Below are 17,173 nucleotides of genomic sequence, written 5' to 3' on the forward strand. Positions count from 1 at the left end.
AGAAATTACAATGATTTTATAAAAGGCAATTTAAGCACATATTTCTTTACATAATTCCGTTCTATCAAATTCAATCCTAACCAATAAATACATAGAGCAGAAGAAATGCAAGATGTAATACATACTACGATTAAACGATAAAAGTCATCCTCCATCATTACATAACATATTAATGGTGGCAATGAAGCTATTATTAAGACACGATAACTGACAAAAACAACTTTCCATAAGTACTGACGCACAGGTAATGCTATAAATTTGCGAACAAAGTACAACCTAGGAAAAAAGCAAAGTATTGAAACAAGCATGGAAATAACAAAAGGTATCTCTGGATATTCTGCAACTTTTAATGCTAAATACGACAATGGAACAATCAAAAGCAACAAAGAGCTTACCCATATTTGAAATTGACGAACTCGTCCGGAAGCACCTAAAGCATTATCCAAAGGATTATTGAATATGTCAATAGTTAATTCTATGATAACCAAACGCGTAAACAAAATGCTATATTCAGGAACTGTTCCTAACCATAAGTGTAGTATATAAGGAGTTTCTATTAGCATGGGAATAGAAAAAAACATAATCAAAAAAAATGCCAGCTTAGAACTCATAAACACTAAATCCATCATTTCTTCATGATGCTCAGAAGAATACAATTTAGTAACTCGGGGAGATACAGCATTATAGAAATTCACCCTCAAGCCATTCACTGCGGCTTGCATTTGAAAGGCAATACCTCGAGCGGCATTTATAGCTGGATTAAAAAAAAGATTGATTAACACATTCAAACCTTGACTTCTCATAGCGCCCGCCAAAGTCCCCATCATACTCCACATTGAAAACGAGAGAATCTCTTCCATTTTTAACTTATCCCAATAAAAAGATAACCGACATTCCTTAAAGTGCTTTCTGCTATAAAAAACATAAAAACTGCTAATAGTAACTTGTGAAAAGAACATCAGTAAAGCATACATTTTCAATTTATCATAATAGATTATTCCCAATAAATATACAACAAATAATTTCAATGAAACTTCAATTATAGCGACGTAGCCATACACCGTCATTTTTTCATTAGAAAAAATAGCCGATATATAAGGAGTAGCAAGAATAGACACTATAAAAGAAAAAATAGCTGATTGATATACCCAATTAGCAGCAGATATTCTTTCGCTGGATATTGTCATTTGAGTATTCAAAAACCATAATCCGATGGTTTCACATATTATCAACGCTAAAAAAGCAACTCCTATATATGCATATACTGATAAATTAAAAATACCTTTTAATGCACCATGGTCTCCACTACCTAACTCAAAAGAAAGATATCTCTGAGAAGCAGATGCCATCGAATTGACAACAAACGATAATAGAGAAACGGTGCCGCCTACTACATTATATATTCCATAATCTTCTACACCTAATATTTTTAATACCATCCTAACAGTATATAATCCCACCCCTAAGGTTAGAACCATACGAAGATACAGGACGATCGTATTTTTAGCAATCTGTTTATTTTGAGATGTAGAAGGCATCATCAACAGTGAAATAAACCAACATTTACAAACCTTTGACTATTTACTATTCGAGACTATTATTAATCTTATCCGTAGACCTATCTTTTCCCTTTTCTCTATATTTATATTCACCTTATTATTTTAGATGAATTCCAAATTCAGACTTCATAGAATGAAGATACTGTGCTACTAACTCAAATCCCCGAAGTCTGAGCCTAATGTCCTTGAGCCAAATTTCATCATGACAAAGGAACTTTCAAGACACATAAATTAGGACAAGATTTTGGCCAAAAAAATAAGACTACTTCCAAGTATCCAAACAGTAATTAACCTACATATTATAATTTAATATCATTTCAGCAAATTCACGTACTACCCCATCTCCACCTTTATTCATCAATACGTTTACAGATGGAATATTTTTAATTTGTTCCATTGCATTTAGTGGGCAAGCAGCCATCCCTACATTAGACAACAATTCATAACAATTAATGTCATCGCCTATATAAGCCACTTCATTTAGTGTAATTCCTTCTTGTTCACAAATCTCTTTGGCAGCTAACAATTTACCTCCTTCACATTTACTTTGATACAAGTAATCTACTTTTAGTTTTCTTGCACGACTCTCCACTATTTGCGTATTTTCTGAAGTTATTATACCTGTCTTTATACCTTTTTCATGAAGTAACCGAAAAGCCATCCCATCACGAGTATTGAATTTTTTCAATTCATCTCCTTTCTCTGAATAATACATACCTCCATCTGTCAACACCCCATCAACATCTGATAAAAACAGTTTAATTTTCTTTTTACCGTTTGCAGACCTAGAAAGCATATGCCTTTGCATTAAGTGTTCCAAGATAATCCAATCATCAGGCTCATCGATTTCTGTTGCAGTGTACTCAGGCATAACATACAACCCGATTTTACCACTTAAACGGTTTCTGAGAGAAACTATATTTCGCACACTATTAATATACAAAGCTCCATTTTCCATTAATTCACCAGCAAAATTCTGCCTTCGTGGACGATTCTTATAATCATAATTTCTTGAAGTACCATCTTCATTCCAAAAAAAACGATAGCTACGGACACAAGTCAATATTGAATCATACTTACGACTAAAATATAATTCCAAAGCTTCTTGAATATGAATTGTCTCAGTCAATGGAGAGGTAGCTTGCACCAGTACAAAGATGTCATTATCATCAAGTTTAGCATATTGAATATATTCCAACATTACACTCTCAGTACTAGCCGTATCACATGCATTTTCAGACGAACGATGATAAATTTTCACCTTTGAAAAACAAAAAGAAGTAACTACTTGCTCTATTTGTCTAGAATCCGTTGCAACAATAATTTCATCTATGGCAGCTGTATGTTGTAAAGCCGATACACTCCAATAAACTAAAGGTTTACCACAAAATAATTTTATATTTTTCAAAGGAATGGATTTACTCCCTCCCCGTACAGGAACAAACGCAACTGTTTTCATATTTTATAATTTACACAAAATAATCAATCTGATATTAACTTTAATAGATAATGATGAAAGCATTAATCCCCATATCAAACATGTTTTTTCCGTTCTACTTTATTCCAATCAGCAACAATGAAGATATAAAAGAAAACAAAAACATAATGAAATAAGACAACCTTGCCAACATCAATTACAATTAAAACTTAATAAGAATGAATATAGAAATAACCTAGGGACAAAAAAATTAGAAAAACTTTTATGCCTGACCTGCATGTATAACTTCAATAAGTCCAAACCATTATCAGGTACTTTAACGTTCTATAATTACCATTTCACCTGATTTTTTTTCAATTTATCTCTTTGTACTTTTTCAATCTCCAAAATATCTTGCTGTTTATAAACCAAAGCCTTTGCAATTGCACGGCAATCACGACCTAGTTTTCTTAAACCATCCGGTTCCAGAGAAGCAGCGTGATCTGTACCTTTCCAAGTTCTATCAAGAGTAAAATGCCGTTCAATCCATTCAGCTCCTAATGCAACTGCAGCAGAATCCACTGCTATCCCTAAATGATGACCTGAAAAACCTACACTTTTCACACGTTTACCAAATACCTTATTTATGCGTGATATTTCCAATAAGCAAATATCTTCAAAAGGCACAGGATAACCAGAAGTACAAGCATAAATGACTAAATCTTTATTGCGGCCTTTATTTTCAAAAAATGAAACTATATTTTCTTCTTCTTCTCGCAAAGTCATGCCAAATGAGAGATGAATTTCGCCTTCATAATTATCACATAAATACTCCAACAACCTTTTATTCAAATTACAAGCTGAAGGGACTTTAATCAAGGATGGATGTAATGTACAAATCTCTTTTGCTGAAGTCACATCCCACACAGAAGTCGAATATTCTATACCAAATTCCGTGCACCATTCCTGTAATTGTCGATGTTGCTCTAACGTAAATTCCAAAAACTCACGATGTTCTCCATACGTTCTACCATATGAATTCTCCGGATGAGGATGCGGAGCATTATATTCCTCAGAAGTCAACAACTCTCGAACAGATCTCTTCTGAAACTTAACGATATCTGCCTTACAATAACTAGCAGCAGTCAATATCATCTCTTTTGCAATTGTCATATCACCTTTGTGATTACAACCTATTTCTGCTATAATTTTAGGTACTTTCATTTTTCTACTCCATTTTTATACGGTTGAATACTCTTTGCAAACTGTAAGCAAATCATCTTTCAAAGGTGAAGGAGGAAGACTTGTCAGAAGCTCCAAAGAACGGGCAAGAATATTGTCCCTTTTCAAATCATCTTCCCAACCGGCATACATACTTACACTATATCCCAACAGCAGGGCAAGACATAAAGAAGCATCTTGCTCCAATGTGTTGCCACGCAGAGGATATAATTCATTCATTTCATCGTGGATATCTTTATTTAATTGGGATAAGTCATCGGCATACAAATAACTGCCGGAACATTCGATGTGAAGTAAACGATGAGCCAAATTATGAAGATGAATTATTTTATCCTGTAATTCCATTATAGAAATATGATCCAGACTCGTCAGACTACGGTTTTTACAGGTTCAACATACCCGATAGGCATATCTACACATGCACACCCCAGCATATTCAAACGAACGGCAATCTTACTTTTACCATCCACATTAACCAGTTCACCAACTAATCCGGTCAGAGGACCTTTGATCACACGGACCTGTTCGCCACGAGCCAAAGGGGAACTGTTCATGCTAACTGATTCCGTGGAATAATCAAGCATGAAACGGAAACGAGCCATCTGCTCGTCAGGAATTACAGCAGGACTACTCTCACCGCGCATCACCATGTAACGGCTGACAGTAGAAAAACTCAGAACTTCCATGCGTTCCTTTGGGTCTACATGTACAAAGACCATCATCGGAAGTAAAACAGAGGTGATCATCTTACGACGGTCGCTCCATTGGTGGAGTTCTTGTTGAACAGGAATGAAATTCTCGATTCCCATCTTGTCCAGACGTTCGGAAACCTTCTTTTCATGGTGCATCCGAACCAAAGCTACATACCAGCGTTTTGAGTGTGCTACGCCTTCCCCTGTCCCATAAATAGGCCCAGCATTAAGTGATTTCTCTTTTCTTAAAATCATGTTTTTTTACCCCATGTTTTTCCGTTACTTCTTAGGTAACTCACAAACAGAGGGCAAGCAAAACAGGGAACTTTTTTCAACGAAACTATGAGAAGATGACTATTATCTTGGAAATAGAGCAGATGTGAAGGTGTTTTTCAAAAATTAGAATAAAAAAAAGACATAACACGAATATTGCAATATTCGCCAGTTATGCCTGCATTTGATTCATTTTCCGAAAATAATTTCATTTTTGTTTGCGTATTTTCATAAATATGTCCATCTTTGCGCCATAAATCATTCCGTTACCTAAGAAGTAACACACACAGACAAACACTGTATATCAACAGTTTAAATCATTTCATCCTATCTAAACAACATTTTTTAGCGTAAGATTAATTCTTCGATTTACTTCCGTCCGATCTTTCAACTCAAACCCTTTCAGGTAAATCTGCGTCGTCTTGATCGATTTATGTCCCAGTGACTCACTGATCATCTCGATAGGAACCCCGCGATACTTGGCAGTAGTGGCCCACGAATGACGAAGCGTGTAAGACGTGACGGGAGATTTCAAGTGCAGAGCCTTCGCTAACCCCTTCAGGCAATAATTGAACTTCCGGAGAGCAGACTGATATTCACGATAAGCACGCTCATCTTTCCGTTTTTTATCACCGCGAAGAATCCCGAACAGATAATCCGGGCAATTCGGACGGGACTCCTGCCTGTTCCGAAGCTGGTCCAGCATCTCCTTAGCACTATCCAATACCTCAACACTGATAGGAGTCTTCGTTTTGATACGATTATAGCGCAGCACACCACTGTCCAAAGCCGATTTTTCCAGATGCGCCAAATCAGCGAAAGACATCCCACAAAACTGGAACATCAGGGTAGCAATAGACTGCGTACGACGTAAACGCTCCGATTGAGGGTCGTCATACAGAAGCTTATGCAACTCCGACATAGGTAAAGCCCTTTTCTGCCGTACGTCCACTCCCGTATAAACATCGCGAAACAGATACGGGACATAAGGCGCACTCCCCGCCTCTACCCCATGGTTGTAAACACTACGCAGCATACGCATATACGTAGAAATCGTATTTGGCTTCAAGCCACATTCGTAAAGATGCTGCTCATAACGCCGCAAACGCTCACGCGTCACTTGCCTGAACGACACACTATACCCTCCACAAAACTTGGTAAAAGAAAGAAGGGCATTCTGATAAACATGCGCCGTAGAATAGCGCCCCTCCTTTCGCAAACGACCGATGTACAGTTCCCCACACCGGCTAAATCCATTTTTACTCATCATTTGCATCACTAGTTATTTTATATATAATACCATTTGGCAAAGAACAAAAAAACATCGCTTTTTATAAGTCCCCCCATCGTTGGTACAACGTTTATTAACATTTTGTTTTTTTAAATATATATAAATTAGTTAACATGAAGAAAAAATCATCCCCCGAAAAGGAAAAGATGCAACCATCAGAATGCGATGCTTGCAAGAGATGCAAACTCAATGTAAATCAACAGAATGAAGAGTTTATCAGCAAAGAGGAACTGCACAAAAGAAATGGCATCGCCGAAGGAAAAAATGACTACTTTACTTTGTACCTGCAGCTGTTTTTCAAAGGAATCATTATTCATGGACACTCCAGATCCATCCGGCAACACGGACATGCCATGATTGCTTTCCACAAGCAAGACGGAACTTCCTGCCTGGAACAAGGAACGCTGGTAGGATATGAAAAATTCTTCCATCGGATATACCGCATCACACAGGAACAGGAATCAATCGTTTACTGGAACATGGAACAACATGCGTGGAGAAGATTTATGATTGAGAATCTGCTGGAATGGAAAGCAACCGTATAACATCAAAAAATAAATATATACATAATATGAGCCTAGAATATACGGGGATACCTTATTTCCCCTTGACATCCAACTTCTTTGAAGAAGATGTACCCGAACTGCTGGAAGCCAAATTTGGCATCAAAGCTTCATACCTGTTAATCAGACTGCTCTCCAAAATCTACAAAGAAGGATATTACATCACCTGAGGTGAAGAACAATGCATCATTTTTCTTCGCAAAGTACCATAAGGTCAGCAACCTCAAAGAGATGCAAAGCATTCTGCGCTTGTCTGATTATGGAAAAAAGGGAACCTCCGTATGGAAATTGCTGTCAAACACCAACTGGAATAAAATAGAAGCTCCGGGAAGGTATATCATTGCCGCGCTGACAGCAGGAAGAAGAAAACCGGCAGATTAAAGCCTGCATATTTTTCAACAGCAATGCGGGAGAAACCCCTCCGGTTTTCTCCCGCATTTGGAAAACAATAAAATTAAACTCACTTAATAATCCGCCAATTCGTTCGCTATTGCTTTCTTGAAAGACTAATTGGCATCATTCTTCGTTTTTTCCATGAGACATGTCCTCTTAAGCAATTTAATTCTTAACCTAATTATTAATTCAGTCCCCTTCACATTCTGTCTGATCATTGACAGTTCATCCACCTACTAACTATTGTCTGTTTATAAATCGTTCCTTATATTTATAAGAGGAGCTTTCTTTCCTTTTTTACCAAGAAAAATAAAAGAAAAAACAGATTTAATTTAAAAACGCCCTTCAGAGTACTCTGAAGGGCGTTTTTAAATGGAAGTTTTTTTCGCTCCGTCTATTCCAAAATGACTTTCTGCCCATTCAACTGATAACTGATTCCCAAAGAACCAAATACTCTTTTCAATGTTTCATGCAGATCTTTCGTCAGGATGGTTCCGTTATAGTACAGTTCATTATATTTTTCACACCCTACCACTTCCACATCAAATATATGCTGAATATCCGCTACTACATTGACCAGCGGATCATCTTCATAACCGAGCACTTCGGGCAGTTCTTCTTTTTCCTGAACAGGGCCGATCTCATTTTCATCACAGCGTACACTTTCGCCTGCCTTCAATGTCTGCTCGCCAATCGGTGTTTCCACTTTGACACTTCCCTCTTCACAATTGACAGTGATCGTTTTTCCTTCCTGCTCAACCAAAAATTTTGTACCTAACACTGTAACATCTCCGGCTTCTGTTCGTACAGTAAACGTCTTGCCCGGAGTCACATCGAAGAAGGCCGATCCGAGCAGATTCAGTTTACGCCCCCAAAGCCAGCTCACTTTGTTATAAGACAAAGTTGAGTTTTGCATCAGTTTCACAGAACTACCATCCGGTAGCCTGTAATCGACAGCTACCGCTTCAGACGTAATCTTCTCTTCCGAAGCAAAATAACAGGTACCTGTTCCAAAAAGAAGAATAAACATAGCCGCTATTCCCCAATAGACACGATTACTCCTGCGGAGTATCCATTTCTGTCCTCCCACAGTGTTCTGTCTGCTTGTTAATGCATCCGCACGTTTTTTTTCACGAAATTCTTCTAACTTCCCACCAACTACAGACTTCCGTACAAACAACTCACCTTTCAGAGGGAGTTTACCGTCCTCCATATATTGTTCCAGAAGTTCTTTCCTATTCTCCATATCCTCACCTCAATTAAAAATCCATAAATTAGCAGCTACAGTCAATAAGAAAGACTTACTCAATCGCTCTCTCAGTCTGGATATTGCCATGTGGGTAGTATTGTAAACAGTACGGGAAGTCAGTCCCATCACTTCGGCTATTTCGTCCGAATCCAGTTTTTTATAATACTTCAGGTACAATACCTCTCTCTGCTGCTTTGTCAAGCCATTTATTTCTTTCTGCAGCACTTCCAGCTGCTCTCTTTCTAGTTCGGAACGGACAATCGCTGTTTCTATATCTATCTCCAAATCGAATCTATATTCGCTTGAATTGACTTCGTCCAATGATGTGAATACGCCATTAGCAGTTTTCTTCAACTCATTCAGCAGCATGCGCTTCAGTGCCACACACAGGTAAGCTGATACGGACTGAGGCTCGGAACAACTCTGCCTCTTCTCATACAGATAAACGAATAATGACTGAATGGATTCAGTCACCAGGTCATCGTCACCGACAATCTTCATCCCATATCCGTAAAGTAAATCCGAATATTCACTGTAGAGTTGCCGGAATGCTTCTTCATCCCCCTGCTGGATTTTCTCCCAAAATGTTGTATTCATTTCTCCTTCCCTTATTTACAAGTAACATAATTCTTCCCCTTTTACCAATTATTTCTGTTAAATTCCATCAAGCAGACTAAAATTCACTTGTGAAGTGGAATTTAATATGCTTGAAATCCATTTGTGCCATCTGAAGCACATAGCCCGAATCGGCAAGGAACACATCGCGTCCTTCCCTGTCCTTCGCCATATATTGGTATTTACGTTTTTTGAAAGCTTCCAGTTCAGCAGGATCATCGCTTTCTACCCAACAAGCCTTGTACAAACTTACCGGTTCCCAACGGCAAGAAGCATTATACTCGTTCAGCAGACGATATTGGATGACCTCAAACTGCAACTGTCCGACTGTACCGATAATCTTGCGACCGTTGAACTGATTGACAAACAACTGCGCCACACCTTCATCCATCAGCTGGTCGATACCTTTTGCCAACTGTTTCTGCTTCATCGGATCGGCATTCTCAATATACTTGAACATCTCCGGCGAGAAGCTGGGCAATCCGCGGAAATGGAGCAATTCTCCTTCTGTCAGTGTATCTCCGATCTTAAAAGTGCCATTATCCGGCAAGCCGATAATATCTCCTGCATAGGCTTCGTCAATGGTCGTCTTCCGCTGTGCCATAAACTGGGTAGGCGATGAAAAACGCATGGTCTTGCCATGGCGGACATGCTGATAGGGTGCATTACGCACAAATTTACCCGAACATATCTTACAGAAAGCTACGCACGAACGGTGATTCGGATCGATATTGGCAGTAATCTTAAAGATGAATCCGGTAAATTTCGGTTCATCCGGCTTCACTTCACGCTCTTCCGCCTGTACGGGACGAGGACTGGGAGCAATCTCCACAAAGCAATTCAACAATTCCTGCACACCAAAATTATTCAGGGCAGAACCAAAGAATACAGGTGCACAATCTCCTGCCAGATAAGATTCTACATCCAGTTCGGGATAAACGCCTTCAATCAGCTCGAGGTCACCACGCAACTTATCTGCCAACGGTTTACCGATCTGCTGATCCAGTTCTTCCGTATGAATATCAACTGCCACCTTCTCTGTCACCACCTGCTTGGAAGGCTGGTACAAGTCCAGTTTATTCTCATAAATATTATAGACTCCTTTGAAACGGGCTCCTTGTTCGATAGGCCATGACAACGGACGTACCTGAATCATCAGTTCTTCTTCCAGCTCATCCAGCAAATCAAACGGGTCTTTTCCCTCACGGTCCATTTTGTTGACGAAGATAATCACCGGAGTTTTTCTCATGCGGCACACTTCCATCAATTTACGGGTTTGTGTTTCCACACCCTTTGCACCGTCTACTACGATGATAACGCTGTCTACAGCTGTCAGCGTACGGTATGTGTCTTCGGCAAAGTCCTGGTGGCCCGGAGTATCGAGGATATTGATCTTGTAGTCCCGATAGTCAAATTCCATCACGGAAGTTGTCACCGAGATACCACGCTGCTTCTCGATTTCCATCCAGTCAGAAGTAGCCGTTTTCTTGATTTTATTACTCTTTACCGCACCGGCTACCTGAATCTGACCACCAAAAAGCAATAGTTTCTCGGTCAAAGAAGTCTTACCGGCATCCGGATGCGCAATAATGGCGAATGTTCGCCGTCTCTGTATTTCTGTATTATCTGCCATACGTTTATATTTTTTTAAATGAAGAATGAATTTAATTCATTTTCTTCATCCATTCGTCCAAGCTCTCCTCCCAATGAGGAATTTCGATGCCGAACGTTGTTTTTATTTTTGTTTTATCAAGTACGGAATAAGCAGGACGGTTCGCTTTTGCCGGATATTCGGCTGTATGCAGCGGTTTCACTTTGCACGAGGTTATTCCTGCCAGGCGATGGATCGCTACCGTGAAATCGTACCAGGAGCAAACGCCTTCGTTGCTGAAATGATAGACTCCACGAACGATTCCTTTATTGATAATAGTATAGATAGCACGTGCCAGATCATTGGCATAAGTCGGAGTGCCTATCTGATCGAAAACAACTCCCAGACTGTCACGCTCTTTACCTAACCGGATCATTGTCTTCACAAAGTTATTGCCGAATGTAGAATAAAGCCATGCAGTACGGATCACTGCCGATTTCTCACAATTATTCAATACAGCATATTCCCCTTCGAGCTTTGTGGTGCCATATACCGAATTCGGACATGGATCGCATTCTTCTGTATAAGGAGTATGGGCGGTGCCGTCAAAAACATAATCTGTAGAAACCTGAATCATTGCAGCGTCATGAAACTGTGCAGCACGTGCCAACTCTTTCGGTGCCTCACAATTCAGTTTATATGCCAGTTCCGGATCATCTTCCGCCTTATCCACAGCCGTATAAGCCGCGCAGTTTACAATCATCTCAATCCGTTTCTCACTGATGTAAGCCCACACTGCCTCTTTGTTACAAATATCGAGTTCCCGGACATCTGTAAAATAATACGTGTGTTGCGGATTCTCTTTTGCAAGTACCTGCATTTCGTTGCCAAGCTGACCATTGGCACCCGTCACTAAAATTCTCATTTATTCATCAAGTTTTAATTCACCTTTCCGGTCTTTATCATAATAGTTTGCCAGCATGGAAAGAAAGCTGCTGATCGCTTCAATCGCTTTCAGCGTACCCTCGCTGATCGTTTTCTTTTGCAGACGGAGCAGGAATACACCATACAGTGCCTCAAAGCAAGTCTCCAGTTCCGGTTCCTCTTTTTTGCCCCCTTTGTTCCGCAATTCTACTATAAAGGGCAACGCTTTGAAATAAGCGGCACTGTAGAAAGGAAATTTAGGAGAAGAAGACAGTAAATTATGAAGTTCCGTCAGATTGATTATGATATTCTTATTGATCTGCAAATGGCCTTTTTCGCGTACCCCTTCCTCGCTCATCATCGTGATCAGATTGCCGTACCATTCTCTCATGGCAGGACGCTGGTCTTCCGGATAGCGGGCAATTACATTAGCCTCCATCTCTTCCATCTCACAATGATTAGCGCGAATCAGGTCTTCTTCTTGCCACATATATATAAGGTATTCGGCAATATTCTTCTCTTTAAGCTTTTGTGCTATCTGATTCATAGTTTTTTTCTTAATAAAGTGATTCTCCCAGCAACGTATAGATCAGCCCTGCCACAGACACCAGCATCACAATGCTTCCGATGACACGGTTCAATATCCAGATACCCCGCAGATTGAACTTTGTACGTACCTTATTCACAAAATAAGTGATTCCAAGCCACCACACCAACGCTCCGGAAGCGATGGCAAGATACCCTGTAATTTCCTCGAACACCACGACTCCCGGCTGCACAAAGGCAAAACGGGCAAAAAGACCGATGAAAAGGAATATAATCAGGGGATTGGATAGCGTAACGAAAAAGGCGGTGATGAAATTGTGGAAATAAGAACCTTTGTTGGACGAAGCCGGGCGAATGGACTGCACCGGATTGCTGCGAAAGGTGTAGATTCCGAAAAGAAGCAGCATAATGCTGCCCAGCAACTGCAAATAGAAAATATTCTTGTTAATATAATCAAACACAAAGCTCATACCATAACCTGTCAACAGAGCATATGCTATGTCGCTTAAAGAGGCTCCCAAACCTGTCACAAATCCATACCAACGACCTTTATTCAGCGTTCTCTGAATGCAGAGAACTCCCACCGGGCCGAGAGGTGCGGACACAACAACGCCAATAATAAAGCCTTTAACTATTATATCGAATATTGTCTCAATCTGAATCATGCCGCAAATATCGCACTTTTTTATGAGACGAGGATAGGATATTAACGTTTTTTCCACACAAGAATCACTATATATAGCGATAACAAGTAAAACGCAGATGGAAAACAAACATATTAAATAAGATAAAGGAATTTATTCTCTATTTTTTTCCTGCGACGAACGAAATTGCTTATCTTTGCGCCACAGAAAAATCGTAAAATCAAAAAATAAACATGATTCTTTTTTTCAGAACCCCTTCCAAGAGCGTGATTGCCGTAGAGAGCAACCATCAGCTCACCCCGGACGAAAGTAATAAACTCTGCTGGCTTTTTGGAGAAGCCGTGACGGAAAGTGAAGAAAACCTGAAAGGCTGTTTCGTTGGTCCACGCCGCGAAATGATTACCCCTTGGAGTACAAACGCAGTAGAAATCACCCAGAACATGGGACTTGAAGACATTCTCCGCATCGAGGAATATTTCCCGGTAAAAGATGAAAATGCCGACTACGACCCGATGCTACAACGCATGTACAAAGGACTCGACCAAAACGTATTCACCACCAACCGCCAACCGGAACCCATCATCTATATCGAAGACCTCGAAGCCTACAATGAAAAAGAAGGTCTGGCTCTCTCGAAAGAAGAAATGGACTACCTGAAAAAGGTAGAAAGTGACCTGGGACGCAAACTGACTGACTCTGAAGTCTTCGGTTTCGCACAGATCAACTCCGAACACTGTCGCCACAAAATCTTCGGTGGAACTTTCATCATCGACGGCGTAGAACAGGAATCGTCCCTGTTCCAGATGATCAAAAAGACCACACAGGAGAACCCGAATAAAATCATCTCTGCTTACAAAGACAACGTAGCCTTCGCCGAAGGTCCGGTAGTGGAACAGTTTGCCCCGGCAGATCATTCCAAGCCTGACTTCTTCCAGGTGAAAGATATCAAGAGCGTTATCTCACTGAAAGCGGAAACTCATAACTTCCCGACCACCGTAGAACCGTTCAACGGCGCATCTACCGGTACAGGTGGAGAAATCCGCGACCGTATGGGTGGTGGTAAAGGTTCATGGCCGATCGCAGGTACTGCTGTCTACATGACCTCATATCCCCGTACAGAAGAAGGCCGCGAATGGGAGGAAATTCTTCCGGTACGCAAATGGCTGTACCAGACTCCGGAACAGATTCTGATCAAAGCATCCAACGGTGCTTCCGACTTCGGTAACAAGTTTGGCCAACCGCTGATCTGCGGCTCAGTGCTGACTTTCGAGCATACGGAAAACAAGGAAGTATACGGTTATGACAAAGTAATTATGCTTGCGGGCGGTGTAGGTTACGGCACACAACGCGACTGCCTCAAAGGTACTCCGGAAGCAGGAAATAAAGTAGTGGTAATCGGTGGTGACAACTATCGTATCGGACTGGGTGGCGGTTCCGTATCTTCTGTAGATACCGGTCGTTACAGCAGCGGTATCGAATTGAATGCCGTACAACGTGCCAACGCGGAAATGCAGAAACGTGCCAACAACGTAGTGCGTGCACTCTGCGAAGAAGATGTGAATCCGGTTGTTTCTATCCACGACCACGGTTCGGCAGGTCACGTCAACTGTCTGTCGGAACTGGTGGAGGAATGTGGTGGTCTGATCGACATGAGCAAACTTCCGATCGGCGACAAGACATTGTCCGCCAAAGAAATCATCGCCAACGAGAGCCAGGAACGTATGGGACTTCTGATCAAAGAAGAAGCCATCGAACATGTACGCAAAATTGCCGAACGTGAACGCGCTCCGATGTACGTAGTAGGTGAGACAACCGGCGACCATCGCTTTGCTTTCCAGCAGGCAGACGGCGTACGTCCGTTCGACCTTGCCGTTGAGCAGATGTTCGGTTCATCTCCCAAGACTTATATGATCGACAAAACCGTAGAACGCCATTATGAAATGCCGGAATACGAATTGTCGAAATTACATGAATACCTGACCAATGTGCTGCAACTCGAAGCAGTAGCTTGTAAGGACTGGCTGACCAATAAGGTAGACCGTTCGGTAACGGGTAAAGTGGCCCGCCAGCAATGCCAGGGCGAACTTCAACTGCCATTGAGTGACTGCGGTGTCGTAGCACTCGACTATCGTGGCGAAAAAGGTATCGCTACTTCTATCGGTCATGCTCCGCAAGCTGCATTGGCTGATCCGGCTGCCGGTTCTATCCTTTCCGTATCCGAAGCTTTGACCAACCTTGTCTGGGCTCCGATGGCAGAAGGTATGGACAGCATTTCTTTATCTGCCAACTGGATGTGGCCATGCCGCTCACAGGAAGGTGAAGACGCCCGTCTTTACACTGCCGTAAAAGCATTGAGCGACTTCTGTTGCGCACTGCAAATCAATGTTCCTACCGGAAAAGATTCTTTGTCGATGACACAGAAATATCCGAACGGCGAGAAAGTGATTTCTCCGGGAACAGTGATTGTTTCTGCCGGCGGTGAAGTATCCGACGTAAAGAAAGTCGTATCTCCGGTATTGGTGAACAACGAAAAGACCACTCTTTATCACATCGATTTCAGCTTCGACGAACTGAAACTCGGAGGTTCCGCTTTTGCACAATCTCTGGGTAAAGTAGGCGACGACGTACCTTGCGTACAGGATGCCGAATACTTCCGCGATGCTTTCCTTGCCGTACAGGAACTGGTGAACAAAGGACTGATTCTGGCAGGACATGATATCTCGGCAGGTGGATTGATCACCACATTATTGGAAATGTGTTTCGCCAACGTTGAAGGCGGTATGGAAATCAGCCTCGACAAGATGAAGGAACAGGATATCATCAAGATCCTGTTTGCTGAAAATCCGGGTATCGTTATCCAGATCAGCGACAAACATAAAGAGGAAGTGAAGAAGATTCTGGAAGACGCCGGCGTAGGCTTCGTGAAATTGGGTAAACCGACCGACGAACGTCATATTCTGGTTTCCAAGGGCGACGCCACTTATCAGTTCGGTGTTGACTATATGCGTGATGTATGGTATTCTTCTTCTTACCTGCTCGACCGCAAACAGTCTATGAACGGCTGCGCCAAGAAACGTTTCGAAAACTATAAGATGCAGCCGGTTGAATTCGCTTTCATGCCCGGCTTCAAAGGTAAACTCTCTCAATATGGCATTACTCCGGATCGCCGTACTCCAAGTGGTATCCGTGCCGCTATCATCCGTGAAAAAGGCACGAACGGCGAACGTGAAATGGCTTACTCACTCTATCTTGCCGGTTTTGACGTGAAAGACGTGACAATGACCGACCTGATCAGCGGACGCGAAACACTGGAAGATGTAAACATGATTGTTTACTGCGGTGGATTCTCCAACTCCGATGTACTCGGTTCAGCCAAAGGATGGGCAGGAGGTTTCTTGTTCAATCCTAAAGCAAAAGAGGCACTTGATAAATTCTACGCACGCGAAGATACGCTTTCACTGGGTATCTGCAACGGTTGCCAGTTGATGATGGAACTGGGACTCATCAATCCGGAACACGAAAAGAAAGGTAAGATGCTGCACAACGACTCACATAAATTCGAATCGACTTATGTAGGCCTGACAATCCCGACCAACCGCAGTGTAATGTTCGGCTCATTGAGCGGTAGCAAGCTGGGTATCTGGGTGGCTCACGGAGAAGGTAAGTTCTCTCTGCCTTACGATGAAGACCAATATAACGTAGTGGCAAAATACAGCTACGATGAATACCCCGGCAACCCGAACGGCTCCGATTATTCTATCGCAGGTCTTGCCAGCGCAGACGGTCGCCATCTGGCAATGATGCCTCACCTCGAACGTGCTATCTTCCCGTGGCAGAATGGTTGCTATCCTGCTGACCGTAAGAACAGCGATCAGATTACTCCATGGATAGAAGCATTCGTTAATGCACGCAGATGGGTAGAAGAAAAGACTAAATAAAAAATCTTTCTATAATTAAAACGGAGGCTGTTATTATTATAAAGTAACAGCCTCTTATTTTTGCCTTCTTCTCCATACCTAAAGTCCTTATCTTACAACTTAATTTCCCGAAATAAACAAGATATACAAATAGTCTCCAAAGCTCCTGTTTACTTCACTTTGAGAGAGTTGTTATCTTCTCCCAAAATTTTGTAGTGTCGAAAAATCTTCTTAATTTTGTCAAACTTTCCCCCTCA

The 17,173-nt window shown here is 41.5% G+C and carries 15 protein-coding genes and 1 pseudogene; 4 read left to right on the forward strand and 12 right to left on the reverse strand.

Annotated elements, in window-relative coordinates; genetic code table 11:
- Positions 1 to 5 precede the first annotated feature (5 nt).
- The 6 genes and pseudogenes from BLW31_RS04945 to BLW31_RS04970 all read right to left on the reverse strand — a co-directional run bounded on the left by BLW31_RS04945 (position 6) and on the right by BLW31_RS04970 (position 6,450).
- Complete coding sequence (locus tag BLW31_RS04945) at positions 6 to 1,439, reverse strand: lipopolysaccharide biosynthesis protein (RefSeq protein ID WP_130061899.1); 1,434 nt, start codon at positions 1,437 to 1,439, stop codon at positions 6 to 8.
- A 412-nt stretch (positions 1,440 to 1,851) separates the two neighbouring features.
- A complete protein-coding gene (locus BLW31_RS04950) occupies positions 1,852 to 3,018 on the reverse strand; it encodes an acylneuraminate cytidylyltransferase (protein ID WP_010538944.1) in 1,167 nt (388 codons plus the stop codon).
- Between the two features lie 309 nt (positions 3,019 to 3,327).
- Positions 3,328 to 4,200 carry an N-acetylneuraminate synthase family protein gene (locus tag BLW31_RS04955; protein ID WP_010538945.1) on the reverse strand — a complete coding sequence of 291 codons (873 nt, stop codon included), beginning with the start codon at positions 4,198 to 4,200 and terminating at the stop codon, positions 3,328 to 3,330.
- Positions 4,201 to 4,215: 15 nt separating this feature from the next.
- Positions 4,216 to 4,563: a UpxZ family transcription anti-terminator antagonist gene (locus BLW31_RS04960; RefSeq protein WP_032837179.1), complete on the reverse strand. Its 348-nt coding sequence runs from the start codon at positions 4,561 to 4,563 to the stop codon at positions 4,216 to 4,218.
- A gap of 23 nt (positions 4,564 to 4,586) precedes the next feature.
- The gene (locus BLW31_RS04965; protein WP_010538947.1) at positions 4,587 to 5,165 is read right to left on the reverse strand and encodes a UpxY family transcription antiterminator; all 579 of its coding nucleotides are present in this window, start codon (positions 5,163 to 5,165) and stop codon (positions 4,587 to 4,589) included.
- A 335-nt stretch (positions 5,166 to 5,500) separates the two neighbouring features.
- A pseudogene (locus tag BLW31_RS04970) lies at positions 5,501 to 6,450 on the reverse strand (tyrosine-type DNA invertase cluster 3b).
- Between the two features lie 137 nt (positions 6,451 to 6,587).
- Between BLW31_RS04970 and BLW31_RS23995 the strand changes: the two are divergent.
- The 3 genes from BLW31_RS23995 (at position 6,588) to BLW31_RS24680 (ending at position 7,418) form a co-directional block, all read left to right on the forward strand.
- A complete protein-coding gene (locus BLW31_RS23995) occupies positions 6,588 to 7,019 on the forward strand; it encodes an SH3 beta-barrel fold-containing protein (RefSeq protein WP_010538949.1) in 432 nt (143 codons plus the stop codon).
- A gap of 26 nt (positions 7,020 to 7,045) precedes the next feature.
- Positions 7,046 to 7,207: a Lin1244/Lin1753 domain-containing protein gene (locus tag BLW31_RS24675; RefSeq protein ID WP_022301146.1), complete on the forward strand. Its 162-nt coding sequence runs from the start codon at positions 7,046 to 7,048 to the stop codon at positions 7,205 to 7,207.
- 61 nt (positions 7,208 to 7,268) lie between these two features.
- Positions 7,269 to 7,418 carry a hypothetical protein gene (locus BLW31_RS24680; protein WP_231945967.1) on the forward strand — a complete coding sequence of 50 codons (150 nt, stop codon included), beginning with the start codon at positions 7,269 to 7,271 and terminating at the stop codon, positions 7,416 to 7,418.
- A gap of 406 nt (positions 7,419 to 7,824) precedes the next feature.
- Here BLW31_RS24680 and BLW31_RS04990 read toward each other — a convergent pair whose 3' ends face one another.
- The 6 genes from BLW31_RS04990 to BLW31_RS05015 form a co-directional block, all read right to left on the reverse strand.
- Positions 7,825 to 8,676, reverse strand: a complete 852-nt coding sequence (locus BLW31_RS04990; protein WP_029425654.1) for a FecR family protein — start codon at positions 8,674 to 8,676, stop codon at positions 7,825 to 7,827.
- Positions 8,677 to 8,685: 9 nt separating this feature from the next.
- Positions 8,686 to 9,276, reverse strand: coding sequence for an RNA polymerase sigma factor (locus tag BLW31_RS04995; protein WP_010538951.1), 591 nt, complete (start codon positions 9,274 to 9,276; stop codon positions 8,686 to 8,688).
- 76 nt (positions 9,277 to 9,352) lie between these two features.
- Positions 9,353 to 10,927 (reverse strand): peptide chain release factor 3, encoded by a 1,575-nt coding sequence (locus BLW31_RS05000; RefSeq protein WP_010538952.1) that lies wholly within the window; start codon positions 10,925 to 10,927, stop codon positions 9,353 to 9,355.
- Between the two features lie 31 nt (positions 10,928 to 10,958).
- Positions 10,959 to 11,810, reverse strand: a complete 852-nt coding sequence (gene rfbD, locus BLW31_RS05005) for a dTDP-4-dehydrorhamnose reductase (protein ID WP_010538953.1) — start codon at positions 11,808 to 11,810, stop codon at positions 10,959 to 10,961.
- Positions 11,811 to 12,356, reverse strand: a complete 546-nt coding sequence (locus BLW31_RS05010) for a DUF4924 family protein (RefSeq protein ID WP_010538954.1) — start codon at positions 12,354 to 12,356, stop codon at positions 11,811 to 11,813.
- Between the two features lie 10 nt (positions 12,357 to 12,366).
- Positions 12,367 to 13,020 carry a LysE family translocator gene (locus BLW31_RS05015; RefSeq protein WP_008767802.1) on the reverse strand — a complete coding sequence of 218 codons (654 nt, stop codon included), beginning with the start codon at positions 13,018 to 13,020 and terminating at the stop codon, positions 12,367 to 12,369.
- Positions 13,021 to 13,232: 212 nt separating this feature from the next.
- On the opposite strand from BLW31_RS05015, the gene purL reads away from it, so the two are divergent.
- A complete protein-coding gene (gene purL / locus BLW31_RS05020) occupies positions 13,233 to 16,937 on the forward strand; it encodes a phosphoribosylformylglycinamidine synthase (protein WP_010538955.1) in 3,705 nt (1,234 codons plus the stop codon).
- Positions 16,938 to 17,173: the final 236 nt, after the last annotated feature.

Source organism: Bacteroides faecis MAJ27 (genome assembly GCF_900106755.1).
GTDB classification, from domain to species: domain Bacteria; phylum Bacteroidota; class Bacteroidia; order Bacteroidales; family Bacteroidaceae; genus Bacteroides; species Bacteroides faecis.

Excerpts from the sequence above, each read along its gene's own strand:
- BLW31_RS04945 (WP_130061899.1), bottom strand. The coding sequence starts at position 1,439 with ATGGTATTAAAAATATTAGGTGTAGAAGATTATGGAATATATAATGTA.
- BLW31_RS04950 (WP_010538944.1), bottom strand. The coding sequence starts at position 3,018 with ATGAAAACAGTTGCGTTTGTTCCTGTACGGGGAGGGAGTAAATCCATT.
- BLW31_RS04955 (WP_010538945.1), bottom strand. The coding sequence starts at position 4,200 with ATGAAAGTACCTAAAATTATAGCAGAAATAGGTTGTAATCACAAAGGT.
- BLW31_RS04960 (WP_032837179.1), bottom strand. The coding sequence starts at position 4,563 with ATGGAATTACAGGATAAAATAATTCATCTTCATAATTTGGCTCATCGT.
- BLW31_RS04965 (WP_010538947.1), bottom strand. The coding sequence starts at position 5,165 with ATGATTTTAAGAAAAGAGAAATCACTTAATGCTGGGCCTATTTATGGG.
- BLW31_RS23995 (WP_010538949.1), top strand. The coding sequence starts at position 6,588 with ATGAAGAAAAAATCATCCCCCGAAAAGGAAAAGATGCAACCATCAGAA.
- BLW31_RS24675 (WP_022301146.1), top strand. The coding sequence starts at position 7,046 with ATGAGCCTAGAATATACGGGGATACCTTATTTCCCCTTGACATCCAAC.
- BLW31_RS24680 (WP_231945967.1), top strand. The coding sequence starts at position 7,269 with ATGCAAAGCATTCTGCGCTTGTCTGATTATGGAAAAAAGGGAACCTCC.
- BLW31_RS04990 (WP_029425654.1), bottom strand. The coding sequence starts at position 8,676 with ATGGAGAATAGGAAAGAACTTCTGGAACAATATATGGAGGACGGTAAA.
- BLW31_RS04995 (WP_010538951.1), bottom strand. The coding sequence starts at position 9,276 with ATGAATACAACATTTTGGGAGAAAATCCAGCAGGGGGATGAAGAAGCA.
- BLW31_RS05000 (WP_010538952.1), bottom strand. The coding sequence starts at position 10,927 with ATGGCAGATAATACAGAAATACAGAGACGGCGAACATTCGCCATTATT.
- rfbD (WP_010538953.1), bottom strand. The coding sequence starts at position 11,810 with ATGAGAATTTTAGTGACGGGTGCCAATGGTCAGCTTGGCAACGAAATG.
- BLW31_RS05010 (WP_010538954.1), bottom strand. The coding sequence starts at position 12,356 with ATGAATCAGATAGCACAAAAGCTTAAAGAGAAGAATATTGCCGAATAC.
- BLW31_RS05015 (WP_008767802.1), bottom strand. The coding sequence starts at position 13,020 with ATGATTCAGATTGAGACAATATTCGATATAATAGTTAAAGGCTTTATT.
- purL (WP_010538955.1), top strand. The coding sequence starts at position 13,233 with ATGATTCTTTTTTTCAGAACCCCTTCCAAGAGCGTGATTGCCGTAGAG.